Here is a 26040-nt window from a genome sequence, read left to right on the forward strand (position 1 = left end):
ACACATTGGGCTGTGCTCAATGTGTTATTTTTTTATGGAATTATTCAAATGTTATGATATGTCCGGCGTTACTGGACATAATCGTTCAGCCACTGAACCACACCGTTGGATATTGCCTTGGCGTAGTTCTCAAGATTTTCATTGAAATAGTCCAGATCGTCCTGGTTGGTCATGAAGCCCATCTCAACGATCATGCTTGTCATATCGGTGTCTCTGATGACTGCATAGTCATCATCGCTGTCTCCCTGGGTTCCGATTCGCACCCCTCGGTTGGCGGTTATACCAACTTCCTCGAGATTGCTCAGAATGTCATCTGCGGCCGCATAACTGCGCTCAGATCCTGAGCTGTGTATCCATATCTCAATGCCCTTTGTGGTGTTTGGGTTGGCTGTTGAATTGCGGTGTAGCGAAACGAAGATATCAGCCTTGGCCTTGTTTGCTATCTTTGAACGGGAGTCGAGCTGTGTGTCGCTGTCGTCGGATCTGGTCATTATGACGTTGACGCCGCTCTTTTTCAGGGCTTTGGCAACCTCCTGCGCAAGACGGAGATTGTCGTCCTTCTCGTAGCTTCCGTCAAGTCCCACAGCGCCTACATCGCTTCCTCCATGACCGGCATCCACACACACCGTGTATGTGTCGTTGGCCTTCTGGAGCATGACAGTCTGTCCTTTCCCCTTGGTGATCTGTGCCCTTGCCAGAAAAAATCCCATGACAAGTATGCACAATAATAGTATGATGTTTATGGCGACCAAAAAGACGACGAGGGAACGCATCTGTTTCAGCGTCATTTTCTTTTTTCGTTTGCTCATGTTTTCTCCTTTGTGGAAATATCTTTGATAAAGATACCTCAAAATCCGATGTTTTTCAACTGTGGATATGGAGACCGTGAACAGCATGGCCGCAGCAGAGGTGTTCTGCGCTTACGCAGTATAAATGTACAGGAGGAATATTTATGATAATAGATTTTCACACACACACGTATCCCGACAGGATAGCAGCCAAGACGGTAGGGCTTCTGGAGAGTAGATCCGGTACAAGGGCACATTCGGATGGCACACTTGACGGACTGGAGAATGACATGAGGAGCAGACATGTGGATGTGTCTGTGGTACTTCCGGTGGCAACGTCTCCGAAACAATATAAGCATATAAATGAATTCGCAGTTGAGGAGAATGAGCGCTTTTCAGAGACACATGTGTGGTCGTTTGGAGGGATACATCCCGACAATGACAATTACAAAGAGATACTCAGGGATATATGCGACAAAGGTCTGAAGGGGATAAAGATCCATCCTGACTACCAGGGGGCTTTTTTCAACGATATAAGATATAAAAGGATAATCAGCTATGCCACAGAGCTTGGGCTTATCGTGGTGACACATGCGGGAACAGACATAGGACTTCCTGATGTGACTCACTGCACTCCTGCAATGGCGGAGGAGGTGCTGGATGAGGTTGGGCCTGACAAGCTTGTGCTTGCCCATATGGGTGGATGGCAGATGTGGGATGACGTGCTGAACAGACTTTGCGGAAGAGATGTGTATTTTGACACGGCATTTTCCTATGGACAGATAGACTGGCGGGAGGGGGCATCGCACAGATGGCAGCTTCTTGGTGGTGACATGTTTAAGAAGATAGTGGCAGCTCACGGGTCTGACAAGATCCTGTTCGGAACGGACAGTCCATGGTCTGATCAGGAACAGTCATGTGCGGACATAGAGGCCCTTGATCTGGAAGATGTGGACAAAAACAATATATTTGAGAATAATGCGCGAAAATTGCTTGGATTGAAATTGAATTTTTAGAAAAATACGCGAAAACCTATTGATAATGTTTTAAAAATGTGTTACATTTTTGTTACGCCAATGAAATTTTTCACAGATAGTAATACACGAAAGACATGTCGGAGCCTAACGACATGTCTTTTTTATGTGCTGTGGAGCGGACTGCCCACTGTAAGTATTATTATATGAAGCGGTTTATGAAATAAAAAAGACTTGAGATAAATCTCAAGTCTTAGTAGCTGGGCTACAAGGATTCGAACCTTGAAAATGCTGGAGTCAGAGTCCAGTGCCTTACCATTTGGCGATAGCCCATTGCCTCAACAAATGGTAGTATATACTAAAGCTCAGAATAATGCAAGCACTTTTTTAAAAAAAATGAAAAAAGTTTTTCACCTTGCGATAGCCCTCTAAATAGGGTATAAAATTATAGTAAAATGAGCATCATGGAGGTGGCGTAATGTATTCATACGAAGCGATCGTCAGGTACAGTGAGACCGGTGGTAATAAGATATCAAACATGGCGACCATAGCGAACTATTTCCAGGACTGTGCCATACTGCAGTCTGAGGAGGTCGGCATAGGACTGGATTATCTGGCAGAGCATCACAGGGCATGGTTCTTGGTTTCCTGGCAGATAGAGGTGGTCAGATATCCTGCGATGGGAGAGAAGATCAAAGTCAGGACGTGGGCATATGATTTCAAGGCATCTCTGGGATTCAGAAATATAGATATACTGGACGAGAATGGAGAACGCATAGTCAAGGCGGCATCCATTTGGAGTTATATGGACACTGAGAGACTGAGGCCTACCAAGATAGAAAAAGAGATGTCAGACGCATATCCGATGGAGCCAGCCATAGACATGGAGTATGCGCCGCGCAAGGTAAAACTGCTGGGCGATGCGGAGACTATAGATACCAGAAAGGTCATGTCTTATCAGATAGACTCCAATAATCATATGAATAATGAAGCGTATATTGCTCTTGCCCAGGAATACGTGGATGATGTTGCGGATATTATTGCAGTCAGAGCGGAATATAAGATGCAATATGTGAAAGATGATGTTATAGTAGTAAAGAGGTTTATTGACGACAGATATGTTCAGATAATCCTGGCAGATGAAGAGGACAGGACAAGGTGTGTTGTCCAGTTTGAACGGAGCAGTAAGGATATATGATATACTGTGTCGACAGAAAAAATTAAGAGGACGGTATGACGATGATAAAGATAGGCGAATGGAATGATCTTATAGTAAAGAGAGAAAAGGAATTTGGTGTGTATCTTGGATGTGCAGAATCTGACAGTGAGGTGCTTCTTCCGAGAAAGCAGGTTCCGAATGGCATAAAGACAGGCGAGCACATCAACGTGTTCATATACAGGGATTCCGATGACAGACTCATTGCAACTGTGAATGTTCCATATATAACTATGGGTAAGATGGCTGTTCTCAGGTGTGTGGGAACTACCAAGATAGGTGCATTCATGGACTGGGGGCTTGAAAAGGATATTCTGCTTCCGTTTAAGGAGCAGGTTGGCCCGGTGAGAGAGAACCATGAATACTTGGTCAGGATGTACACTGACAAATCGGACAGACTGTGTGTGTCCATGAAGGTTTATGAGTATCTGAGCAGCAATTCCCCATATAAGCAGGGCGATGCTATATCGGGAATAGTTATAGAGTACAGCTCGGAGTATGGCGCATTTGTCGCTGTGGACAACAAATATTCAGCTCTTATCCCGAAGAAAGAGATACACAGTGCCATATATGCCGGCGACCACGTTGAGGGCAGGGTTGCGTCAGTCAGGGAAGACGGCAAGCTGAACCTCACCATGCAGAAGCCGATAAAGATGCAGATCAGGGAGAATGCAGAGATGATATTGAATATCATCGATTCATATAATGGAGTGCTCCCGTTCAATGACAAGGCAGATTCAAAGGTGATAGAGAAGGAATTTGGAATAAGCAAGAGAGCATTTAAGACGGCGGTTGGCAAGCTCCTCAAGGACGGTAAGATAAGGATCACAGAGAAGAACATTGAGATACTGTCCGAGGAAGAGCGGGCAGAGCTTGCGAAAAAAGGAACAACCAAAGACGATGTTGTGAAGCGTGCAAAGCCTGAGACGAAGAAACCGGTATCCAGACGGTCACCGGAGCCCGTGCCTGACAGAAAAGGCACGGTGAAATTCACCAGAAGCAATGGCGGAAGGCGCAACAACAGAAAGGCTCTCATGGCGGAGCTGAGCGAGATGGATGAGGAGTAATAGTTCATCATATATAATAGTAAAAAACAGGAGGAACAAAACATGAAGACAATAATAAGTACACCAAAGGCACCAGCGGCAATAGGACCATATTCACAGGCGGTTCTCGTGAATGGAATGCTTTTTACATCAGGAGTTATACCTATCGATCCTGAGACAAATACACTGGTTGAGGGAGATGCCACTGTACAGGCAAGACAGGCGATCGGCAATCTCAAGAATCTCATAGAGGCATCAGGCTCATCTATGGATAAGGTAGTGAAGACAACAGTATTTATCAAGGATATGAATGATTTTGGCAAGATAAATGATATTTACAAGGACTTCTTCACAAGCGATTTCCCTGCACGTTCATGCGTGGAGGTTGCAAGACTCCCTAAGGATGTGCTTATAGAGATAGAAGCCATCGCTACAGTAGAGTAAGCGTATGAGACAGGACAATGTTCAGAGAAAGGTACACGGAGCGTCATGGTTTTTCCTGTCGCTGATATGTGTGTATCTGTGTGTTGTTATGATCCTGTGGAAGACGAATATCGGCTCACATATAACCATGGTTCAGAATCTGATCCTGAGCCAGAGCATGATATTCGTGCCGACGATCATATATATTCTTATAAGCAAATGTGATCTGCGCGAAACGCTCAGACTGAAAAAGACGCACTGGCTGGCGATAATCATCGTTCCGGCGTTCGTCGTGGCTCTTGAGCCTCTTATGACACTCATAAATGCCATAAGTCTTCTGTGGGTGGAGAGTGCCACTACCGAGCTTGCAACAGGTCTTGTGTCGAATCATAAGCTGTGGGTGTCAACACTTCTCATGGCGGTCACTCCGGGAATCGTGGAGGAGCTTGCCTACAGAGGCGTCATAATGGGAAGCTACAGATATGGCAGCAGACTGGCGGCTATAATCATAGGAGGAATAATGTTCGGAGCCATGCACATGAATTTCAATCAGATGGCATATGCGATGGTTCTGGGAATGATGCTGGGATTTCTTGCCGAGGCGACAGGAAGTATATTTACGACCATGTATGCCCATTTCTGCTTTAATGAGATATCCGTCATCATCAGCTATATAGCATCACATGTCAGCGTGCTCAAGCAGATGGTGGAGAAACAGGCTTCTGAGGGAATAGCAGCAGATCAGCTCAAGCAGACGATATTGATATATATTCCATTTGCATTTATGGGATTGTGTGCGGCTGCGGCGATGATAGTGCTGTTGGCGTACCTGAATGGAAGGCATATGGATATGTTGGCGATGTTCAGGAGAAACAGGAACACTGAGGCCAAGAGACCGAGGATCATATCTGTGCAGCTTGTACTGGCACTGTGCGTATGCATAGGATTTATGATAATAACAGAATTTGTTTTATGATATGTAATACAATGCCTGCACTATTATAGGTGCGGGCATTTGCATATTAATGCTGTTAATCCCTGTCGAGGAACCAGTAGAAGGAGATGGTATACAGTCCGGCAACACCCACCAGAGTATAGATTATTCTGGAAAATGCAGTTCCGGCACCGAAGATGCCATCCACTATGTTGTAGCTGAACAGTCCTATAATGCCCCATACGATAGCACCGATTATGGTCAGTGTGAGACATATGCAATTTAATGTTTTCATTTTTGACCTCCAATATGATCGCGCCAAATGCGGCGTTTCAGTATGATGTAATTGTGTGCAGTTATCATTTGAAATATTCATGAGATTCAGGTGACTTGACACAAAAAAGTAAGTGTAGTAAATTTACATATGAATACTTGTTCAAATGGAACACGTGAGTTGCTTGTTTGGGAGCAGAAAGGACCATAGATATGGCAGAAGATAAAAATATTTTTTTTGACAGTTATGAACTGGAACAGTCGGATCTCGCAGATCTGGCAGACCTGTTCAAGGTGTTTGGCGATGCGACACGTATATCCATCATGTTCGCCCTGCTTAAGAAGGAACTGAGTGTCGGAGACATCGCAGAGCGTCTGGAGATGAATGCATCGGCTATTTCACACCAGCTCAGGGTGCTGAAGCAGGCCAAATTGATAAAAAGCAGAAGAGAGGGCAAGAATATAATATATTCCCTGGCCGATGAGCACGTTGTGACCATCATCAAACAGGGTGTTGACCATATACTTGAATAGAATATACGAGAGGTAGAATATGAAGGTAGAATCACTTATATTTGACATGGATGGAACTCTGTGGGACAGCGCGGCAAATGTAGCTGCGTCCTGGAGTGAAGTCCTCGAAAGACAGGCTGATGTGGACATGAAGGTGACAGAGGCCGATATCAAATCTGTTATGGGTATGCCAATGGATGCCATTGCCGACAAGCTGTTCGGAGCGTATTCGGAGGACAGAATGACTCAGCTTATGGATGCCTGCGGAGACTATGAGAACGAGTATCTCCGTGAACATGGCGGCGTTCTGTACGATGGTGTAGAGGATACCATTGCGAAGCTTTCGGGATCACACAGGCTGTTTATAGTCAGCAACTGCCAGAGTGGATATATAGAGGCATTTCTTGATTATTACGGGTTTGGAAAGTATTTTAAGGATATACTCTGCTGGGGAGATACAAAGGTATCAAAGGGCGAGAGTATAAAGATACTCATGGAGAAGAATGGAATAGAGGATGCTGCATATGTCGGCGACATCCAGGGCGACTGCGACAGTGCCAGATTTGCCGGGATAAAGTTCATTCACGCGGCATACGGGTTTGGCAGTGTGAAGGATAAGGATGCGGAGATCCATACATTTGCGGAACTTCTTGACGTGGTGGAGTGATACGGAAGGTCATTTACAGACCTGCTATAAAACATAATAAACAGAAAAACAGGGAGTATATCAGCAGTTGATATACTCCCTGTCTCTATATATTATTTATCCATATGCTCAAGTGCAGCTGCTACAAATCCTTTGAAAAGAGGATGTGGCTTGTTTGGTCTTGATTTGAATTCCGGATGTGCCTGTGTTCCGATGAACCAAGGATGCTCAGGAATCTCAATCATCTCGACGATATGTCCGTCAGGTGACAGTCCGACAAGCTCCATTCCGTTGTCAGTCAGAGCCTGACGATAGTCATTGTTGACCTCGTATCTGTGTCTGTGACGCTCGTGGATATATTCTGTACCGTATAACTGGTATGACTTTGAATCCTTTGCAAGCACACAAGGATATGAACCAAGTCTGAGGGTGCCGCCAAGATCGGTTACATCGTGCTGGTTTGGCATGATGTGGATTACCTGGTGGAATGAGTTTGGATTGAACTCAGAGCTGTGGGCGTCTGAATATCCAAGTACATTTCTTGCAAATTCAACTATTGTGAGCTGCATTCCGAGACACAGTCCAAGGTAAGGAACCTTGTGTGTTCTGGCGTAATTGATAGAAGTGATCATTCCCTCTATACCTCTGTCGCCAAAGCCGCCCGGAACAAGGATTCCGTCTATATCGCCGAGGATCTCAGCGACATTCTCCTCTGTTACAAGCTCGGAGTCGACCCACTTGATCTCAACCTCTGCCTTGTTGGCAACGCCGGCATGCTTCAATGCCTCAACTACTGAGATATAGGCATCGTGAAGTGATACGTACTTTCCAACCAGAGCAACTCTTACATTCTTCTCAGGATGCTTCCATGCATCTATCATGCTTGTCCACTCGAGCCATGCGTGTTCTGCAGGTGGAGGACATTCCATATCCAGGCACTCACATACTACATCGGCAAGGTGCTCCTTCTCCATGGCAAGTGGAACCTCATACAGAACATCCACGTCAAGATTCTGTATAACGTTTCTGCTCGGCACGTTACAGAACAGTGCGATCTTATCCTTGATGCCCTGATCAAGAGGAAGATCGGAACGACATACGAGGATATCGGGCTGAATACCCATTCCCTGAAGATTCTTAACGCTCGCCTGGGTAGGCTTGGTCTTGATCTCACCTGAAGCCTTCAGATAAGGGATAAGAGTTACATGGATCATGATGCAGTTCTTAGGACCGACCTCATGCTGGAACTGTCTGATAGCCTCAAGGAATGGCTGGCTTTCGATATCTCCAACGGTTCCGCCGATCTCGATTATCGCTACCTCAGTATCCTTTGCATCGGGATTTCTGTAGAATCTGTCTTTTATCTCATTGGTGATATGTGGCACTACCTGTACTGTGTGTCCTCCGAAATCACCATGGCGCTCCTTCTGAAGGATGCTCCAGTATACCTTTCCGGTTGTTACATTAGAATTCTTGTTGAGACTTTCGTCTATAAAACGCTCATAGTGACCGAGATCCAGATCTGTTTCGGCGCCGTCGTCAGTGACAAAAACTTCGCCGTGCTGGATAGGGTTCATTGTTCCCGGATCAATATTGATATAAGGGTCGAACTTCTGGCTTGTGACTTTATATCCTCTCATCTTGAGAAGACGTCCAAGAGAAGCAGCAGTAATACCCTTACCGAGTCCAGATACAACACCACCAGTGACAAACACATACTTGACTGCCATAATTATATCCTCCATTAATACTTCAAAAAACTACATTAACATATTATAAGCAAGCCATATCTAAAAGTCAATTGAGAAAAACAAGTTAAAAACAAATTAAACTTGGCAAAATAATGCTCTGGCTGTTGAAATGAACGTTTTAGGGTCAGATGACATGAAATAATGAAGCGCATTGATGCGTGAAGGCTGTCGCACCTGTGCACGACATACATTATGTCGTTGCACTTGCGTGTATCGACATATACTAATATAATTATAAAAGAGTATGTAAATGTGGGGCGTGCGTCATGCTCACACATAACAAATACGGATTATAATGCATTTTCATGCTTGGGATTGGAATATACAGATTGATGAAAAAGATAACGTTTATACATATATCCGATGTGCTGCTCGGCGCGCTGCCTGACAGGGAGTGTGTATGGAGCGGCGAGAGGAAAAACGAAATATACATGACATTTGAGGCTGTGGTGGCACGTGCCGGGGAGCTTGACGTGGATTTTCTTCTGGTTGCAGGCAATCTGTTTGACCATCAGCCATCTGAGGAAGAGCTTGCATGGCTTGATGAGATATTTGGAAGCTTAAAGCATACAGTGGTCATATATGCTGCTGGATTTCAGGATAATCTGGGAAGTGATGCGCCGCTTCTTGACTATGGTTTCAAATCCCGTGTGTGTGTGATCGGAAGCCCTGGAATAAGACAGATTGGAGACAAGCAGACTGGAGACATGGGGTACACAGCGGTCAGGGATGAGCAGGCGACCATGGCACTGGATCATATTCATTTTCCGGACAAGGATGTTGATATATACGGCGTGAGTTATTTTGACAGGAAGATGGATGCCAGGGCGGTGGATGATGCAGAACCGCAGGATGAAGCGGTATGTAATGTGCTGATCGCATGTGGGGGTGACCGGAGACGGATGCCGGTTGACTGGAACAGGCTGCGTGCCAGTGGATTTAATTACATTGCGTTTGGCGGCCACCAGAAGTATCAGATGAAGATTCCGGGCAAGGCTTATTATTCTGGAAGTCCGGAGGCTGTGTCGAGAGAGTCAACAGGCGCACATGGATATATATATGGGGAAATGTCTGACGGAGTGGTTTCGACTAAGTTTGTGCCTGCTGCGGTCAGAGAATATAAAAGAATTGATTATCCGGTGGATAACGATACAAGGGACTGTGCTCTGACGGAGGCCATTCTGGGTATCCTGGAGCTTGAGGGACGTGACAATATATATTCCATATGCCTGAACCGTATGGCAGGTTGTGAGAAGAACTTTGATATATCATCCATGCTGAAGGATTACAGAATCCTGGCGGTGGAAGGTGAGAGATTTGAACGATCCGACTACAGTGAATACGCCAGAGCCAACAAAAATACAGAATTTGGCAGATTGCTCGATAAACTGAATGTAGCCGATCTTGAAAGCAGAGACGGAATAAAACTTGCGGTCGACATGATGATAGAGGTGTCGGGGCTGTATGCAAGATCGGGCAGAAAAATGGGCAGGGAGCTTTATCACGATACACTGAGACAGGTAAGACAGATACTCAGGATGAAATGTCAGACATACGAGGCGGACGCTGCGGTCAGGGAATATATGAGCCTGCAAAATGACTACGAGGTCAGCTCTGATGTTCTGGGTGAGCTTAACTCGGTATGGGCACAGGAGCGGAAAAGCGAACTTGAGATCACGACGCTCAGACGTCATCTGGAGGAGCTTCCTAAGGAGTACAGACGAAGCTGGATAAGGACTGGAGTAAGAACAGCACTTGTACCGCTCATGGTACTTGGAATATTGTCGATAGTTATAATGTATGCATTGGTCGCACGGGGGGATAATATTCTCCCGGACGGACGACTTGTGTATGCGATGCTCTTCGCTGTCGGAGCTGCGGGACTTGCATACTATATTGGATATGCATTGTCAAAATACTGGGGACTCAGGAAGAAGAGTGGAAGAAAGAGATTGACAGCGGAGCTTGAGGAAAGCAGGGCGGAACTTGATAAGCTCTGTGCACAGCGGGATGAGATACACAGCCGCAGAACCGGGCTGCAAAGCCTTGACGGACGAAGAAGAGATATATACGAAAAACTCACACACCGGGAGAAGCTTCTTGATGAAAAGCTTCAGGAGATCCGGGTTATGAGATGTGCGATAGATGAACTGGATGGACTTTCATCATGACAGATGGGTCTGTTCAGCTTTTACTATGTGTTTTTCATTGTGAAATGTCATTATGGCAACAACCTGTATGGATCCAAGAATCAGGAGAAAACCGATCAGATCCATGCGGGTGAACTGGGTTCCCAGAAAGATCCACGTCAGCAGGGCACTTGACACGGGCTCGACTGTGACAAATAGACTCGCCTTCACGCTTCCGAGGATGCTGATGCCGAGACCATATATTGTAAATGGGATGAGGGAGCCCACAATGGCTACCGCAAGTGAGGCTGCAATTATCCTTCCATCCATGTGAGGCAGTGAGAATGTTTTCGTGACCAGCGCAAGGAAAATGGAGGCTATGAGTGATGACCAGCCTATGATATTTACCAGACCATATTCATTGTAGAGCTTCTGAGGGTAAAGGCAGTATATAGTGAAACATACCGCTGAGGTGAGTCCCCATATGAGCGCCGGCCTGGATATGGCAAGGGAATTCAGGCTGCCGTGTGTGGCGATCAGAAAGATACCAGCAAATGCACATACGACTGAGGCGGCTTCATATATATGAGGTCTCTTGTGCATGAATATTGTTGTGTACAACAGCAGCATGATTATGTATGTGAACTGGATCACTGTGCCGGTTGCGGCGTTGGAATGTTCGATGGAAGCGAAGTATGTGAACTGCACGCCCATGACACCTGAGAGTGCAAAGAACAGAATAGATATGACACTTTTAGGCTTTGACCATATGGTCAAAGCCCTTTTATCTCCCTTTACGGCGGCGATGACAAGCAGTACGACACCGGATATAAACTGTCTGATTATGGAAAGCTGTGTGGCATTTACATCTGACGACTGGAACACGTATTGTCCAAGGACTCCGCTTATGCCCCACATGATTCCGCATGACAGAACCAGTATGATTCCGAATCTCTGTGAATGGTTGATCTGTTTTTCTGACATAACACCGCCTCTTCTCTTGTTAAAAGTGACATCATTTTACCACCGATATTTCTAATTTTCAATTATTCTTTAAACAAGGTGCCTTGGTGTCAAATGAAGGGTTGAATGCATAGAAATTCTTGTGATCGAGGGTATCTTTTACAGCCTCAAGGCATTCGCCAAATCTCTGGAAGTGCACGACCTCCCTCTCGCGCAGGAATTTGATAGGCTCATATACGTCCGGGTGATCCTTGCACAGTCTGAGGATGTTGTCGTAGGTCGACCTGGCTTTCTGCTCAGCGGCCATATCCTCAAAAAGATCTGTTATCGCGTCGCCCTTGCACTGGAATTCGCAGGCGTTAAATGGAATTCCTCCTGCCGCCTGGGGCCAGATGCCGATAGTGTGGTCGATATAATATTTGTCAAATCCAGATGCCTTGATCTCCTCGATGCTCAGATCCCTTGTGAGCTGGTAAATGATGGTCGCAACCATCTCGAGATGGGCAAGTTCCTCGGTTCCGATGTCGGTCAGAGCCGCCTTGACCTTCTTGTCAGGCATGGAATATCTCTGCGACAGGTATCTCATGGAGGCACTCATTTCGCCGTCTGGACCGCCGTATTGACTGATTATGTCCTGAGCCAGCTTTGCGTTGGTTTCCTTTATATTTATAGGAAATTGTAATCTTTTCTCATAAACCCACATTAGCAGTTACACTCTCCTTCCCATGGCCAAGGGTCATTGACCCAGTTGAAATAGTTGTTGTCAGTGACCTGATATTTGTTCAGCGGCCCATACATGTTCACGTAATCATTTATAGCCTGGGTGCGCATGCTCTGATAGTTGTCATAGCTCGAAAGCGCCTTGGTGCAGTCGGGATGAAGGTCGAGATAGAGCGCAATATCGTCAAGTGCAAAAGAGACCTCTGTGATAAAGCGCAGAAGCTGTTTTTTGTTCATTTTATTCATGCCTATTTCCCCCTTACCCCGCAGAATATCAGATTGAGATCCTTGAACATGGTTCCCTCCACAAGTCCGCACTTTGCATCGTACAGATTTTCAAAGGGCTGTTCAGGGATATAAGCCATTCCAAGGGGCCTGCCTGATCTTGCGGATGGGGCAGTGCCGGATTCACAGGAACGTGGCTTGGAGCCGGATGAGGCGGTATATTTAACAGAGGTTCCTTGGTTATAGTAGCATCGATTCTGGCCGTTACGGCTGCAGTTTCTGTTTTGTTCCACTATAAAAGCCTCCACACATAAGTTTTCTCTGTATAAACTATGCCGGAGGCTTAAATATGTTACTGTATTTTGTTGTGTGTTAGATACCCTTCATGGAGAGCTGTATACGTTTCTTGGCGAGGTCTATGCCGATGACCTTTACCTGGACTATGTCGCCGACGCTCACCACGTCAAGAGGGTGCTTTATGAATTTGTCGGACATCTCTGAGATGTGGACAAGTCCGTCCTGATGAACACCTATATCCACAAATGCACCGAAGTCAATCACGTTTCTGACGGTTCCCTTGAGTATCATTCCCTCTGTCAGATCCTTCATCTCAAGGACATCTCCTCTGAGGATCGGCTTTGGCATCTCGTCACGGGGATCACGGGCAGGCTTTTCAAGCTCCTTTATGATGTCGTTGAGAGTTATCGTTCCTGTTCCCAGCTCCTCAGCTAGCTTTTTGATGTTGCCGGCGGCTTTTGAAAGATCCTTGAGCCTGCCGGATGCAATGTCATCGGTTGTGTAGCCGATGTGGCTCAGCAGGGCAGTGGCTATATCATAACTCTCTGGATGGACAGATGTGGCGTCCAGAGGATTTGAGCCGCCGTTAATCCTCATGAAACCTGCGCACTGTTCAAATGCCTTAGGTCCGAGCTTTGCAACCTTGAGGAGTTCCTTTCTGGTGTTGAAGCGTCCATTTGCCTCTCTGTAATCCACGATATTCTTGGCAAGAGTCTTGTTAATTCCGGAAATGTGCTCCATGAGTGGGGCAGAAGCGGTGTTGAGGTCGACACCGACTTTATTTACAGAATCCTCTACAACTGCGTCCAGGGCTTCTGTCAGCTTCTTCTGGTTCATATCGTGCTGATACTGACCGACTCCGATGGCCTTTGGATCGATCTTGACCAGCTCTGCCAGAGGATCCTGTACTCTTCTGGCGATGGAAGCAGCACTTCTCTGGCCAACATCAAAATGAGGAAATTCCTCGGTGGCGAGCTTGCTGGCTGAGTATACAGAAGCTCCGGCCTCGTTGGTTATCACGTACTGTACAGGTGTGTCAAGTTCGCTGATGAGCTCTGCGATCACCATCTCTGACTCTCTGGATGCAGTACCGTTTCCTACGGATATGAGAGTTATGCCGTACTTCTTTATAAGAGCCTTCACAGTCTTTTTAGCCTCTGCTACCTTCTTCTGAGGTGCTGTTGGGAATATGACAACGGTGTCGAGAACCTTTCCGGTCGGGTCCACAACGGCGAGCTTACAGCCGGTTCTGAACGCCGGATCCCAGCCGAGCACTGTCTGTCCTGCGATAGGAGGCTGCATGAGAAGCTGCTGCAAATTCGATGCAAATACCTTGATGGCACCGTCCTCAGCGGTCTCTGTGAGGGCGTTTCTGATCTCTCTCTCAATGGCAGGAGCTATGAGCCTGTCATAGCTGTCTGCGATCACGTCTGAAAGTATCTGTTCGGTTTCGGAATTGTCTCTGACGATGATCTGTTTTTTCAGATATGATATTATGTCGTTGACGGGTGCCTCGATCTTTACCGTGATGAACTTTTCCTTTTCACCGCGGTTAACGGCGAGTGTTCTGTATCCGGTCATCTTGGATACAGGGGTGGAGAAGTCGTAGTACATCTCGTATACGGATTCGGCCTCCGGGTCCTTTGCCGTTGTTCTCAGCACACCGTGTCTGGTGGTGAGATCTCTTATGTGAGTTCTGTAATCGGCAGTGTCAGATATATTTTCAGCGATTATGTCCATTGCGCCCGCAATGGCTTCGCTGGTGTCTGCAACGCCATTCTCCTCAGACACATAAGCTTCAGCTTCCTTGACTATCGGAGTTCTGGTCATTTGCAGCATGATGATGTTTGCGAGTCCCTCCAGCCCTTTGTCCTTGGCGATGGTTGCTCTTGTCTTTCTCTTAGGTCTGTATGGTCTGTAGAGATCGTCAACCAGAACCATGGTCTCGGCCTTCTCAATGTCCGCCCTGAGCTGGTCTGTAAGTTTTCCCTGCTCCTCTATACTTGCAATGACCTGAGCCTTTTTGTCCTCGAGATTTCTAAGGTATACAAGTCTTTCGTGAAGAAGACGAAGCTGTTCGTCGTTGAGGGAGCCGGTGGCTTCCTTTCTATATCTGGCGATGAATGGAATGGTGTTGCCCTCATCGATGAGTTTCACCGCTGCTTCAACCTGGCTGTCACGACAGCCTATCTCCTGAGCAATTTTCTTGATTATGTCCATGTATATACTCCTTTTGTAAAGTGTGATGTGCAAAGTAAAAAATATTTCATTGTAAATGTAAAATTTAATAGAAGCACATTTGTTAAGTATATAAAAAATGGATAGATTATTCAAGGCTGCTATGTTATACTTTGTGTAGTTTGGGATGTACTGAAAGGGATAAGAAGATGGCTGACATGACACTGGAAAAAGGCGTTGATGATATGGTTGGACCGGATGTACAGGTTTCAGAACGCATACAGCAGGCTATGGATATGGCAAAAGCATTTCATGAAGGGCAGATGCGCCGTGGGAATGGCGGTATGATGCCTTATTATGATGAACATATACTTGGCGTATACAATATCCTGAGAGAAGAGTGTGGGATAACCGACGAGGATATCCTTATAACTGCACTTCTTCACGACACGGTTGAAGATACAGAATGTACACTTGACGATATAGAGAATGCATTTGGTGCGGACATACGCGAGCAGGTGAGACTTCTGACCAGGATACAGGGGGAGCCGTTTTCCGTATATGCCAGAAGGCTGTTTTCCCAAGGCTCATACCAGACGGTGATCGTGAAGCTTGCGGACAGGCTCCACAATCTCAGGACGATAGTTTACATGCCTGATGTGAGGTGGATACAGAAGAAGATAAAGCAGTCGTATACGGACATTCTCAATCCCCTTCCCGAGGCTATGCGGAGAATAGATGGAAGATATAATGAACAGATATATATGCTCGCAGATAAGATAGAAGAGCAGATACTGGAAGTGCAGAGAGCGCTGAACCTGAAACATTCATGATAGGTTGTATCATGGATGAAGCTGGGACAGCGCTCTTTGTTTTTATGATCTATTTATAATCTAATAGAAAATTTTTGTCTCATCGATGATCGTATATACGTTGTCCGAGTAGTCAAGCATTATCACGTTGCAGTTCTGCTGCAGTCCGCCTGACCAGAACTCCTCGAGCGGATGCTTTTTCACATGCATCATCATCGCCTTGTTTATCGCACCGTGGGCAACGATCATGATCCTTGAATATTTTGAGGAGAGTGGCTCTACATACTCAGTCATGAATCTGGCCGCCCGCTGGCAGAGCTCCTCAAATGATTCGCCGTTTCCAACCGGATGATAGAGCTCAGGATGCTTGAAGAAATACTGGAAATCCTGACCGCCGTCTGCCAGAAGTTCTGACATATTCTGCCCTTCCCAGTCGCCAAAGCACATTTCCTTTATGAGGTCATTCTTCACAATTGGAATGTCCCTGCCGCCGACAATGAGGCTGGCTGTCTCGTAAGCCCTCTTAAGCGGGCTGGAAAACACCATATCAAAGTGTGTGTCTCTCAGATTTTCTCCTGTGATCCTGGCGAGCTCTCGTCCTTTGTCGCTGAGCTCAATGTCAGTCCGGCCCTGAAGCAGCTTCTTTTTATTCCATACGGTCTCACCGTGTCTTACAATATAAATCTCCATGTGTATAGTCCTCCAAAATCAAATGTCCTCGATCTGCCAGTCGATAGGCTCGACTCCGTTTGCGACCAGGAAATCGTTGGTCTTGCTGAACGGCTTGCTTCCCCAGAAGCCCCTGTATACAGACAGTGGACTTGGGTGTGCGGACTTCAGGATCAGGTGGTGTGGGTTGTTCAGAAATGCGGCCTTCTTCTGGGCGTATGCACCCCACAGGATGAACACGATAGGTCTGTCCTGCTCGTTCAGGATCCTGATCGCTGCATCGGTAAAATGTTCCCAGCCCTTTCCCTGATGGGAACCGGCTCTGTGAGCCTGAACGGTCAGCACGGCATTGAGCATGAGGACTCCCTGGTCGGCCCACTTCTCAAGATATCCGTTATTGGGGATCTTACATCCCAGATCATCGTGAAGCTCCTGATATATGTTGACGAGCGATGGTGGTATGGTGACACCTGGTTTCACACTGAAACTCAGACCGTGTGCCTGCCCCGGCTCATGATATGGATCCTGACCGATTATCACACATTTTACATGGGATAACGGCGTTGTGTGAAATGCGTTGAATATATCATCGGCTGGTGGGTAGACAGTTTCCGTTGCGTATGCCTGCCCCACAAAATCAAACAGCTTTTTATAGTAAGGTTTCTTATATTCAGGCTTAAGATATTCAGCCCAGTCATTTGTTATTGCTGGCATATTGATACTCCTTTTTGTATACAAATATAATGATCCGAAACACAGTTATTTTATCACGGGCGGGGTGCAAAGTAAAATAAACTAATTCAAGTTTTAAGTTGTAAGAAGCAATATCACATGATATACTTACCATATCTGAGAATTGATAAAGGTTTATAGAAAGGAGCATATGAGTATGGAGAAAGCATATAAGACTATGAAGCAGGTTGGAGCACTCAACATAGCACTTGGGGTTATAACGATAGTTACTGGTCTTGTAGTGGGTATACTGATGCTTACAGCAGGCGGAAGATCTCTCAAGAACAAGAGATTTATTGTCTGGTAGAACTGTTAATATATATAGGATTATAGCGAAAAGGGGTTGACATCTGACACTTGTATGTGTTAGAGTCAGCCTAGATAATGCGATGAAGAGGAGCAGTAGAATTCTGGAGATGTTCAGAGAACCGCCGGTTGGTGTGAGGCGGTGATCGATAGGGTTTGAACTCGCCTTGGAGCAGCCCGCTGAATGGCACGTCAGATGATCGTGTGAAGTAGGAAGGGACGGAGCCTGACCGTTACAGCAGGAGGGTATAAGACGGCGGTAAGTATATCGTTCATCTGTATCTGCGATGAGAGCATACATTATTGTATGAAATAGAGTGGTACCGCGTAACTTACGTCTCTATAGTGATTAGGAGATGTGAGTTTTTTTTTGCTTAAGTAGGAGGTTATATCAATGAAGAATTATCAGAATTACAAGCGTGGCTATTACATGCCGCCGGTACAGTGCACAGACTGGGTAAACAAGGAGTATATTGACAAAGCACCTATCTGGTGCAGCGTGGATCTGAGAGACGGTAATCAGGCCCTGATCGTACCTATGAGCCTTGATGAGAAGCTGGAATTTTTCAAGGAGCTTGTCAGGATCGGTTTCAAGGAGATAGAGATCGGATTTCCTGCAGCGTCCGAGACTGAGTACGAGTTCTGCCGAACACTTATAGAGCAGGATCTCATACCTGATGATGTCACGATACAGGTACTTACACAGGCAAGACCACATATCATAGAGAAGACATTTAAGGCTATAGAGGGTGCAAAGAACGTGATCGTACATCTGTACAATTCAACATCATTTGCCCAGAGACAGCAGGTGTTCAGAAAGTCAAAGGAAGAGATACTTAAGATAGCAGTGGATGGAGCAGAGCTGCTCAACAAGATGGCTGATGAGTACGGCGTTCCATATCGTTTTGAGTATTCACCGGAGAGCTTCACCGGAACAGAGGTTGACTATGCACTTGAGGTCTGCAACGCAGTTATCGATGTATGGAAGCCGACACCGGACAGAAAGGTTATAATCAACCTCCCTGCAACAGTCGAGATGTCACTTCCACATGTTTACGCAAGCCAGATAGAGTATATGAGCAAGAACCTCCACGATAGGGAGAATATTATCCTTTCACTTCATCCTCACAATGACAGAGGCTGTGGAGTGGCAGATGCAGAGCTTGGTATCCTTGCCGGCGCAGACAGAATAGAGGGAACATTATTTGGAAATGGTGAGAGAACAGGAAATGTGGACGTGATCACACTCTGCATGAACATGTTCACCCATGGAGTTGACCCTGAGATAGATCTCAGCGATATACCATCACTCACAGAGATGTATGAGAGAGTTACAGGAATGAAGGTTTACGAGCGTTCACCATATACAGGAAAGCTTGTATTTGCCGCATTCTCAGGCTCGCATCAGGATGCCATTGCCAAGGGAATGAAGTTCAGAAAAGAGCAAGGAGACGGAATGTGGACCTGTCCATATCTGCCGCTTAACCCTGAGGATATCGGAAGAAAGTATGATGGCGATGTTATCAGAATAAACAGCCAGTCAGGAAAGGGTGGAATTGGATTCATCCTCCAGACAAAGTACGGCTTTGACCTTCCTGCAAAGTTCAGAGAGGATCTGGGCTACACAGTAAAGGATGTGTCAGATAAGGAGCACAAGGAGCTCAGTCCAAAGGAAGTATTGGATATATTCCAGAATACATATGTCAATATAGATGGACCTGTCAAGATGCTTGAGAATCACTTCGTACAGGGAGATGGAATATCCACAGAGATAACCATACTGAAGAATGGAGTGAAGAAGGTTTACCATGGCAAGGGAAATGGACGTCTGGATGCCGTGAGCAACGCTATAAAGAAGCACTTTGACATACAGTTCAAGGTTGTATGTTACGAGGAGCATTCACTTCAGACAGGATCCAACTCACAGGCCGTTGCCTATGTCGGAGTCGAGACTGCCGATGGTAAGGTTACATGGGGCGCAGGAATAAAGGACGATATCATAGACGCATCTGTACATGCACTCGTGAGCGCCGTCAACAGAACAGGAGATCTCAATTAGATATTAAATTAGGGATTAAGATATATTGAATTACATTAAAATACCCGGATGTGCAGGCAAAATGCTTACATATCCGGGTGTTTTTTATGATTCGCTGGTCTTAAGTTTCTTATAGCAGTAACCGATGATATCCTTTCGTGTAACTATGCCGATGAACTTGTTCTGATCGTCAACCACCGGAACAAAATTCTGCACCATGGCTCTGGCTATGAGATCCTCCATGTTGGAACTGATGGATACGGAGGCGTACTCGAATTTCTTTGGAATATCATTAAGGAAGATGCTCTCTGCGGTTTTGAGCGCGTTCATCGAATTGCGCTTGCAGTACCAGAGAATGTCGCCCTCCGTTATGGTGCCGACATATTCACCGGTGTTGGATAGTATCGGTATTGCAGAATATCTGTGTATCTCCATCTTCTCAAGTATCTGTCTGAGTGAAAAACTGTCCTCAATATATGCTACATCGCTCTTAGGTGTAAGAAAAAATAAAATGTTCATGTCGCTTCTCCTTGTCATATATAATTTGTAATTTTACAGCCCCATTCTGTAAATGATAAATACCATAAATATTGCTTATCGCCCATATGTAATAATTATAAAATATAATCAGTATGAGTTCAATTAAATTACTGTGAAATAATAGTGACCGGGTGCATGATAAGAAAGTATTTTCAGAATATAATCCGAAATGTGTCAGATGTGTCAGAATTTGCAAAATTATGTTGTTAATTAGTAGGCGATTTGATATTATAAACTTGATATGCACTATTATAAGAGACATAAGGAGGACTGTATGGGATCGGAGAATGTTTTCCAGGAGAATCAGGAATATCTTATAAAGGCAAGGGAGCTGGTGGTGGCTATCGATGATGTGCAGGACAACCTTGAACAGGCGAGAACGGCACAGAGAAAGACCAGCAGGAGCATCTCACAGGAGGAAAAGGGCCTTTCTGATGAGATCAGTTCAACCTTGAAAAACAGAAAGAATGAGATAGAGGATGGATATGACCAGCAGCTTTCGGCGAACGGAGCCAAGATAAGGCAGCTTCAGTCGAAAAAGGATAAGAAGAAGACGGAGCGTATGGGCAACCGAATAGAGAGCGAGACGGCCTCTCTGAACGAGAGCAACAGACAGCTCAGACTCAAGGCAAAGGAGCTGTTTAAGCAGAACAATGTATCGGGCTTCTGCAATACGGGCTTCTTCTACTGTATGTTCGCTCCGTGCGGAGCAGGCGACGTGTTTAAGCTTATACTGCTTATACTCCTGTTCTGCGGATGTATACCGGCGATTGTATGCGTGGCGCTTTCATACACCATATACCAGACCGGAGTTCACACTTTGACGTATGTGGTGATCAGTCAGGCGATCGTCATAGCAGAATTTATCATATATTTCATAGTGTTCAATCTTGCCAAGGTAAAGAATCTTGAGATCGTCAATGAGGGCAGGCGGATAAGAAACAAGGTCCGCGCCAACAACAAGCAGATAAGGATCATCAGAAACTCGATAACAAGAGACAAGGATGAGAGTGTATATAATCTTGGCAAATATGATGAAAAGCTCAGCGAGCTTGAGGCGGAGCGCGAGGATATAAGCAATCGCAAGCTTGAGGCGATAAAAGTATTTGAGAATGATACAAAACAGGTTATAACTGATGAGATAACAGGAAGACGGCAGCCGAAGATCGATGCACTTAAGGCGGATCTGAAGCAGATCGAGGAAAAGATCAATGCCATGGAGTCACAGCTTGCTGATATGCAGAGCCATCTGACTGACAGCTATGTCACATTCCTTGGCAAAGATCTGCTCACAGAAGAGAAACTCTCTGATCTTATATCGATCATGGAGGAGGGCACGGCAAGCACAGTGTCAGGCGCCATAGAGGTTTATAAGGGAGAGAGCTAGTCAGTGTGTCGATGATGACAGTATGGCGTCAGAGATGAAGCGTGCCATATTGCTGACGGTATACAGCCTGGTGCTCTGAAGAAGACTCATACCTGGCTTTCCAGACAGATTTACAATCCCGGTGATGGAGATATCTCCTATCGCCGGGAGTTTTTTATTTACACCGATTCCGGGGTACAGGGGGGCGTTAGAGAGCGTGATCATACCTACATCTGAAGGACGTCCAAGGGATGCGTCGACGGCGATGATGGCGGGGGAGACAAAAATGTCGTATATATGGTGTATGGTATCGCGCAGATTGAGGGCGTGGACCGGAGCTTTTAACGTTCCGTACACTTTGAAAGGACAGTTGTGCTCTGTCAGAAAGCTGCCTGTCAGAGGGCCGAGAGCATCACCGGTAGCGCGGTCGGTTCCTATGCATAAAACCACGGTGCTGTCAGAAGGCTGCCCGCTGTCTGCCAGAAAATCCGATATTCTGGTTGAAAGCGCACGGCAGGCAAGAATGTCATTTGGATTAAAATATTCTGTTTGTCGCTGCTTCTTTTTTATCATATCAATACCCTGCCTGTGTTTTATAGTATAGAGTATTTCCAAGATTATCAAAGTTTACACAATAGATTCATAAAGCGCTCATTTACGTGATCCTGTAGATATAGGTCGTAATAGGCTGGAATATAGGGCGCAGTTACACACATCAAATGACATGATTTCCTAAAAAAGCGTCTTGTCAACATGGTATTATTCATGCATCGTTGGCGGAGCTGTAAGGGCTGATGCTTAAGAGTATAGGAGGTCGGGTGAATGATAGAGATAGTATATGATGAAGCAAATGAGATGATGAGGTCAAGCGACAGGGTGAAATATGAGCTGCCCAAGAATATACGACAGGTGGGAAATGCCCCGGGAAATTACAAGATATATGTAGAAGACTATGTCATGACATATCTGAGGAGAATTGCATCGCCGGGCAATATGAACTGCCGTGGAGCCATACTTCTCGGAAAAGTATATGATGAAAATGGCACAAAGGTGATATTTGTCAGCGGCGCAGTGGATGCACAGAATCTTGAATTTGACATATCCATGATAAAATTTGGTGACAGCGAGTGGAGCGGGATATATGCGGAGATAAACAAATACTTCGATGACCTGTCGATCGTGGGATGGTTCCTGTCCAGAATGGGTTTCTCTGCAGAGATAAACGATCAGATGAAAAGGCTGCACCGCGATAATTTCCCGGGTGAGGGAAAGATCCTGTTCCTTATGGATGCACTGGAGTGTGAGGAGGCATTTTATTATTACGATCACGGGACCCTTATGAGGGAAAAGGGATACTATATATATTATGTGAGAAATGAGAAAATGCAGAACTACATAATCAGCAGAAAGCGTGAGACTGCGGAATCTGCGACAGACAGTGTGGTAATAAAGGATAAGACGGTCGTTGAAAACTTCAGAGAGAGGGGGAAACAGACGGAGAACCGGAAGAAGAGGAGCTGGGGTACAACCGCGGCGTGCTTTGTTGCGGTATGTGCGGTGTCATTTGGCGCATTGTGGTACATATCCCCGGATACAGTGGGGCAGATAACGGACAGGCTGACAAAGGCAAAACATTCCGGTGAGGTTCAGGTGTTCATGAACAGTGCAGACACCATGGCCGGTGCTGAGAAAACAGTGGGAGGAGCTGCATCCGGAGATGCCTATACACAAAAAAATACGCCGGGATCACAGAACACGGAGGCAACTCAGAATGCGGCAGGGGTGCAGGATACAGAGATGGCACAGAAAGCAAATGGATCGCAGGATATATCAGCGGCGCAAGGCACGGAGAATACAAGTGCTTCGGTGGAGGGAACTTCGTATGGCTCGGAATACACTTCGGACAGTGTTTCAGATGAAGCTGTAACATCAGAGATACCTTCTGTGCCGGAGGATACGGAGAGCATCTATGTGGTTGAACCGGGGGACACTCTTGTGAGTATATCGATAAAGATGTACGGAACGCAGGATGGCGCAGAGAGTATAGCGGCGGTAAATGGCCTGAAGATAGATGAACCTATATATGAGGGCCAGAAATTGGTTATTCCCTATACAGATTAAAAATGCTATAATTACCATGTTTTTTTATAGTGAATAAAGAACAGAAGGAATACGGATATGAAATTTTTAACAAAAAATAAAAAAACTGCGGATAAGGAAATTGCTGCGGGCAGAGACGATGAAAAACAGGAAGTTCAGAATCAGACAGAAGATGATATGGACGAGGAAAGCCTTGCAAATGGCAGGGATAATGTCATTGAAGTAAAACGTACCATGGGCAAAAAAGGCAAAATGCTCCTCGCTATCGCAGCAATTGTGGTTGTGCTAGGACTTGTCACTGCACTTTTGAGATATAATGCGATAAAGACATACACTCAGTATGATGTGGTGTCAGCGACGAAAACATCAGGTGACAATATAGCAGATTACACGGTGTTTGCGGGAAATGTGCTGAAGGTGACCAAGGACGGTGCATCTTACATAGATGAAAAAGGCGTGACAAAGTGGGATGTGAGCTATGCGATGAAGATGCCACACGCAGAGGTGTGCGGAAACTACGCGATAGTTGCGGATATGAACGGTAAAGATGTGTATGTGTTTAATGTTGACGGCGAAGTCAGCCGTCAGACTCTCGCTTACGACATCTCAAATGTTGATATTGCAGAGCAGGGAGTGTACACCCTTGTACTTGTGGGAGAAGACTGCAATTATATCAATGGATACGATAAGGACAGCAACACGATCTATGAGCTCAAGACCACGATAGATAAAAGTGGATACCCTATGGATATAGACATATCGAACGATGGACAGAAGCTGGTCACAAGTTATATGAAGATACAGGGCACAAAGGTACAGTCTGTGATAGCCATGTACAATTTTAGCTCGGTTGGACAGAATGAGAATGCTGATCGTATGATGGGAAGCTATACAGTGGATGATGCACTGTATCCTATCGTGAAATTTACAGATAATGACAATATTGCATGCTTTGGTAATAAAGATATAAGAACATACACTATGACGGAGAAACCGGAGGAGAGAGCTGTTATAGATCTCAGATCCAGGGAGATGCAGGGCGTATTCTATAATTCTTCCTGCGTGGGTTATATTGCTGTCTCGGATTCTGCCTCAAAGGCGAAATACAAAATATATATATATGACAACAAGGGTGCGCTGAAGGCTGAAGTGGACTACGACAATGCATTTGACAAAATATATGCAACTGAAGAGGAGATAATAGTCACGGGAGATATGGACTGCAGTATAATCAGGTTTAATGGAAGTATGAAATTTAATTATTCATTCACCAAGAATCTTGTAAATGTTGTGCCGGACTCAAACGAGGAGGAGTATGTGGTCATATTTGAAAATGAGACGCAGACTATTGCCCTCAAGGGCATGTAAGAGAAAGGAGAAGCGCATATGAATCTGATGTTGCTTGCGTCTGTGGCGGTTATTCTTCTGTGCGCCCTTATCGGATACAGGAGAGGTCTCATCAAAAGTGCGGTAAGTGCAGTGGGCATAGTAGGAGCGGTGATCCTGACAAATGTGCTGAATCCGTATGTAAACCAGTTCCTCTGTCAGCATACACCACTCAGAGACACCGTGAGGCAGAAGGTAGAGCAGAGCATAGGAGTGGAAGATATCAGTGAAAGTGTATCTGTCTATGAGAAAGAAGATTATCTAGAACATACAGAACTGCCGGAGATCGTGAAGAACTACATACGCAGTAACGGCGGAGACAAGATAAATGGAAAGGCAATCGGAGACTATGTGGCATATGTTGTGGATTATCTCACAGATATGGTCATGAACGGACTGTCATATCTGTTAACCATATTTGTGGTGCTACTGCTCGTGCTGATAGCTCTTGCGTTATCGCATGTTCTGTCGGGTATCCCCGTGGTCGGTGGACTGGACAAAGCAGGCGGACTTGTTTTTGGCGTTGCACAGGCTGTGTTGTGTATATGGATCGCAATGGTTCTCATAACGTTTTTGTCAGCATTCTCAGTGGCTTCGCAGATGCTGGAAATGGTACACGACAGCAAGGCTCTCACATATCTGTACGATAAAAACATTTTTTTGAAAATAGTTATTGACATATTGGGAGATATTTAGTATAGTTTCACTTGCTGGTTGTGACCGGCATAAGTTAACATCGATTTTCTTCTTCTGTCACTGGAATATGATGACAAAGAAAATGAAAAAAGTTGTTGACATACACACTTCGGTGTGGTAATCTTTAGAAGTTGTCGCCGAAGAGGTCAGACATCAGCAGCCGAAAAGGTCTTGAAAAAAGATAAAAAAGTTGTTGACAAAGAACTTCGGACGTGATAACATATAGAAGTTGTCGCTGAGAGGCGAGAACACAAAGAACCTTGAAAAATTAACAACATGACAACCCTGAAATTCCAAACAAGAATTTCAAGAACGTCGG

At 45.5% G+C, this 26040-nt stretch carries 27 protein-coding genes, 1 tRNA gene and 1 other annotated feature; of the genes, 15 read left to right on the plus strand and 13 right to left on the minus strand.

Translation table 11 applies throughout. The features are described from left to right. Nucleotides 1-68: 68 nt before the first annotated feature. A complete protein-coding gene (locus tag DW159_RS12980; protein ID WP_117551302.1) occupies nucleotides 69-809 on the minus strand; it encodes an N-acetylmuramoyl-L-alanine amidase family protein in 741 nt (246 codons plus the stop codon). A 143-nt stretch (nucleotides 810-952) separates the two neighbouring features. Between DW159_RS12980 and DW159_RS12985 the strand changes: the two genes are divergently transcribed. Beyond that, nucleotides 953-1804 carry an amidohydrolase family protein gene (locus DW159_RS12985; RefSeq protein WP_117551304.1) on the plus strand — a complete coding sequence of 284 codons (852 nt, stop codon included), beginning with the start codon at nucleotides 953-955 and terminating at the stop codon, nucleotides 1802-1804. A 218-nt stretch (nucleotides 1805-2022) separates the two neighbouring features. On the opposite strand, the gene DW159_RS12990 is transcribed toward DW159_RS12985, so the two are convergent. Beyond that, nucleotides 2023-2095 (minus strand) — tRNA-Gln (locus DW159_RS12990). 145 nt (nucleotides 2096-2240) lie between these two features. On the opposite strand from DW159_RS12990, the gene DW159_RS12995 reads away from it, so the two are divergent. The 4 genes from DW159_RS12995 to DW159_RS13010 are packed head-to-tail and all read left to right on the plus strand — an operon-like array spanning nucleotide 2241 to nucleotide 5423. Next, complete coding sequence (locus DW159_RS12995; protein ID WP_117551306.1) at nucleotides 2241-2960, plus strand: acyl-[acyl-carrier-protein] thioesterase; 720 nt, start codon at nucleotides 2241-2243, stop codon at nucleotides 2958-2960. Nucleotides 2961-2995: 35 nt separating this feature from the next. Next, complete coding sequence (locus DW159_RS13000; RefSeq protein WP_330410634.1) at nucleotides 2996-4045, plus strand: CvfB family protein; 1050 nt, start codon at nucleotides 2996-2998, stop codon at nucleotides 4043-4045. Nucleotides 4046-4087: 42 nt separating this feature from the next. Beyond that, the gene (locus tag DW159_RS13005) at nucleotides 4088-4468 is read left to right on the plus strand and encodes a RidA family protein (RefSeq protein WP_117551308.1); all 381 of its coding nucleotides are present in this window, start codon (nucleotides 4088-4090) and stop codon (nucleotides 4466-4468) included. A 4-nt stretch (nucleotides 4469-4472) separates the two neighbouring features. Continuing rightward, nucleotides 4473-5423, plus strand: coding sequence for a CPBP family intramembrane glutamic endopeptidase (locus DW159_RS13010; protein ID WP_117551310.1), 951 nt, complete (start codon nucleotides 4473-4475; stop codon nucleotides 5421-5423). Nucleotides 5424-5478: 55 nt separating this feature from the next. On the opposite strand, the gene DW159_RS13015 is transcribed toward DW159_RS13010, so the two are convergent. After that, entirely contained in the window at nucleotides 5479-5676 is a 198-nt protein-coding gene (locus DW159_RS13015) for a DUF378 domain-containing protein (RefSeq protein WP_117551312.1), read from the minus strand. 191 nt (nucleotides 5677-5867) lie between these two features. Here DW159_RS13015 and DW159_RS13020 point away from each other — a divergent pair, with 191 nt between their 5' ends. Both DW159_RS13020 and DW159_RS13025 read left to right on the plus strand, forming a co-directional pair. Further along, entirely contained in the window at nucleotides 5868-6188 is a 321-nt protein-coding gene (locus DW159_RS13020) for an ArsR/SmtB family transcription factor (protein WP_117551314.1), read from the plus strand. A 19-nt stretch (nucleotides 6189-6207) separates the two neighbouring features. Further along, nucleotides 6208-6834: an HAD family hydrolase gene (locus DW159_RS13025; protein WP_055224256.1), complete on the plus strand. Its 627-nt coding sequence runs from the start codon at nucleotides 6208-6210 to the stop codon at nucleotides 6832-6834. Between the two features lie 92 nt (nucleotides 6835-6926). On the opposite strand, the gene DW159_RS13030 is transcribed toward DW159_RS13025, so the two are convergent. Next, nucleotides 6927-8543: a CTP synthase gene (locus DW159_RS13030; RefSeq protein ID WP_055224254.1), complete on the minus strand. Its 1617-nt coding sequence runs from the start codon at nucleotides 8541-8543 to the stop codon at nucleotides 6927-6929. A gap of 353 nt (nucleotides 8544-8896) precedes the next feature. On the opposite strand from DW159_RS13030, the gene DW159_RS13035 reads away from it, so the two are divergent. Beyond that, complete coding sequence (locus DW159_RS13035) at nucleotides 8897-10735, plus strand: metallophosphoesterase family protein (RefSeq protein ID WP_117551316.1); 1839 nt, start codon at nucleotides 8897-8899, stop codon at nucleotides 10733-10735. On the opposite strand, the gene DW159_RS13040 is transcribed toward DW159_RS13035, so the two are convergent. The 5 genes from DW159_RS13040 to DW159_RS13060 form a co-directional block, all read right to left on the minus strand. Beyond that, a complete protein-coding gene (locus DW159_RS13040) occupies nucleotides 10730-11677 on the minus strand; it encodes a DMT family transporter (protein ID WP_117551318.1) in 948 nt (315 codons plus the stop codon). The genes DW159_RS13035 and DW159_RS13040 overlap by 6 nt on opposite strands. Nucleotides 11678-11735: 58 nt before the next feature. Then, nucleotides 11736-12359, minus strand: a complete 624-nt coding sequence (locus DW159_RS13045; RefSeq protein ID WP_015533421.1) for a manganese catalase family protein — start codon at nucleotides 12357-12359, stop codon at nucleotides 11736-11738. Further along, nucleotides 12359-12622, minus strand: a complete 264-nt coding sequence (locus tag DW159_RS13050; RefSeq protein WP_022216733.1) for a spore coat protein CotJB — start codon at nucleotides 12620-12622, stop codon at nucleotides 12359-12361. The genes DW159_RS13045 and DW159_RS13050 overlap by 1 nt, the downstream gene beginning before the upstream one ends. Before the next feature lie 2 nt (nucleotides 12623-12624). Further along, nucleotides 12625-12894 (minus strand): spore coat associated protein CotJA, encoded by a 270-nt coding sequence (locus tag DW159_RS13580; RefSeq protein WP_133300884.1) that lies wholly within the window; start codon nucleotides 12892-12894, stop codon nucleotides 12625-12627. A gap of 79 nt (nucleotides 12895-12973) precedes the next feature. Continuing rightward, complete coding sequence (locus tag DW159_RS13060; protein WP_117551322.1) at nucleotides 12974-15118, minus strand: Tex family protein; 2145 nt, start codon at nucleotides 15116-15118, stop codon at nucleotides 12974-12976. A gap of 167 nt (nucleotides 15119-15285) precedes the next feature. Here DW159_RS13060 and DW159_RS13065 point away from each other — a divergent pair, with 167 nt between their 5' ends. Further along, nucleotides 15286-15909, plus strand: a complete 624-nt coding sequence (locus DW159_RS13065) for an HD domain-containing protein (protein ID WP_242992738.1) — start codon at nucleotides 15286-15288, stop codon at nucleotides 15907-15909. A gap of 60 nt (nucleotides 15910-15969) precedes the next feature. Here DW159_RS13065 and DW159_RS13070 read toward each other — a convergent pair whose 3' ends face one another. Further along, a complete protein-coding gene (locus DW159_RS13070) occupies nucleotides 15970-16578 on the minus strand; it encodes a histidine phosphatase family protein (protein ID WP_022216737.1) in 609 nt (202 codons plus the stop codon). Nucleotides 16579-16596: 18 nt separating this feature from the next. After that, nucleotides 16597-17271, minus strand: coding sequence for a uracil-DNA glycosylase (locus DW159_RS13075; RefSeq protein WP_015533416.1), 675 nt, complete (start codon nucleotides 17269-17271; stop codon nucleotides 16597-16599). Between the two features lie 175 nt (nucleotides 17272-17446). On the opposite strand from DW159_RS13075, the gene DW159_RS13740 reads away from it, so the two are divergent. Both DW159_RS13740 and DW159_RS13080 read left to right on the plus strand, forming a co-directional pair. Then, on the plus strand, nucleotides 17447-17596 hold the full coding sequence (locus tag DW159_RS13740; RefSeq protein WP_015533415.1) for a hypothetical protein: 150 nt from the start codon (nucleotides 17447-17449) through the stop codon (nucleotides 17594-17596). Between the two features lie 73 nt (nucleotides 17597-17669). Then, nucleotides 17670-17940: a binding site (T-box leader), on the plus strand. A 49-nt stretch (nucleotides 17941-17989) separates the two neighbouring features. Next, nucleotides 17990-19654, plus strand: coding sequence for a 2-isopropylmalate synthase (locus DW159_RS13080; RefSeq protein ID WP_117551324.1), 1665 nt, complete (start codon nucleotides 17990-17992; stop codon nucleotides 19652-19654). Nucleotides 19655-19738: 84 nt separating this feature from the next. On the opposite strand, the gene DW159_RS13085 is transcribed toward DW159_RS13080, so the two are convergent. Then, nucleotides 19739-20152: a CBS domain-containing protein gene (locus DW159_RS13085; RefSeq protein WP_015533413.1), complete on the minus strand. Its 414-nt coding sequence runs from the start codon at nucleotides 20150-20152 to the stop codon at nucleotides 19739-19741. Between the two features lie 295 nt (nucleotides 20153-20447). On the opposite strand from DW159_RS13085, the gene DW159_RS13090 reads away from it, so the two are divergent. Next, nucleotides 20448-21560 (plus strand): hypothetical protein, encoded by a 1113-nt coding sequence (locus DW159_RS13090; RefSeq protein WP_117551326.1) that lies wholly within the window; start codon nucleotides 20448-20450, stop codon nucleotides 21558-21560. On the opposite strand, the gene yyaC is transcribed toward DW159_RS13090, so the two are convergent. Continuing rightward, on the minus strand, nucleotides 21561-22112 hold the full coding sequence (gene yyaC, locus DW159_RS13095) for a spore protease YyaC (RefSeq protein WP_117551328.1): 552 nt from the start codon (nucleotides 22110-22112) through the stop codon (nucleotides 21561-21563). It abuts the gene before it with no gap. Between the two features lie 249 nt (nucleotides 22113-22361). Here yyaC and DW159_RS13100 point away from each other — a divergent pair, with 249 nt between their 5' ends. Genes DW159_RS13100 through DW159_RS13110 form a run of 3 tightly spaced genes read left to right on the plus strand, consistent with a single transcriptional unit; the run spans nucleotide 22362 to nucleotide 25721 of the window. After that, nucleotides 22362-23660 carry a LysM peptidoglycan-binding domain-containing protein gene (locus DW159_RS13100; RefSeq protein ID WP_117551330.1) on the plus strand — a complete coding sequence of 433 codons (1299 nt, stop codon included), beginning with the start codon at nucleotides 22362-22364 and terminating at the stop codon, nucleotides 23658-23660. Between the two features lie 57 nt (nucleotides 23661-23717). Further along, nucleotides 23718-25007 carry a DUF5711 family protein gene (locus DW159_RS13105; RefSeq protein WP_117551332.1) on the plus strand — a complete coding sequence of 430 codons (1290 nt, stop codon included), beginning with the start codon at nucleotides 23718-23720 and terminating at the stop codon, nucleotides 25005-25007. Between the two features lie 18 nt (nucleotides 25008-25025). Beyond that, nucleotides 25026-25721 carry a CvpA family protein gene (locus tag DW159_RS13110; protein ID WP_015533408.1) on the plus strand — a complete coding sequence of 232 codons (696 nt, stop codon included), beginning with the start codon at nucleotides 25026-25028 and terminating at the stop codon, nucleotides 25719-25721. Nucleotides 25722-26040 lie beyond the last annotated feature (319 nt).

It is taken from the genome of Coprococcus sp. AM14-16, from assembly GCF_003434675.1.
GTDB classification, from domain to species: Bacteria; Bacillota; Clostridia; order Lachnospirales; family Lachnospiraceae; genus Coprococcus; species Coprococcus aceti.